This window comes from Gilliamella sp. B14448G11 (genome assembly GCF_016101765.1).
GTDB lineage: Bacteria > Pseudomonadota > Gammaproteobacteria > Enterobacterales > Orbaceae > Gilliamella > Gilliamella apicola_N.
In genome coordinates this window covers 1-368 of sequence record NZ_JACFPX010000055.1, presented here as the reverse complement: position 1 = coordinate 368, position 368 = coordinate 1, and the positions used below count along the sequence as shown (strand labels likewise).

Annotated in this window: 1 pseudogene; it reads left to right on the top strand. The window is 33.2% G+C overall.

The annotated features are described in order from the left end of the window. A pseudogene (locus H3S88_RS13160) lies at nucleotides 1–222 on the top strand (helix-turn-helix domain-containing protein); the annotation flags it as partial. Between the last annotated feature and the right edge of the window lie 146 nt (nucleotides 223–368).

The following is a 368-nucleotide window of genomic DNA, read 5'->3' as shown; positions in this document are numbered from 1 at the left end:
CTTGATAGATATCATAAAAAAGGTTTCCGAGGGCTTGAATATCGTTCCAGAGGAAAACCCTGTATGAAGCAACCCCGTATTGAACCTACTCACAGTGATGATGAAAAAACAATTGAAGCATTAAAAGAGGAAATTGCTTATCTACGAGCAGAAAATGCTATTCTAAAAAAGTTAGAAGAGCTGAAGCAAGCAAAACGACAACAAATAAAGAAAAAACGTTAGTTGTTTTAGCTCTTAAATATCAGTATTCCTTAAGACATTTGCTATCAGCAACAAAACTGGAAAAAAGTGTTTTTTATTATCATGTTAATAGGTTGAAAACCCCGTCTGCTTATGAAAATGAGTTAAAACGTATTGAATCGATTTAC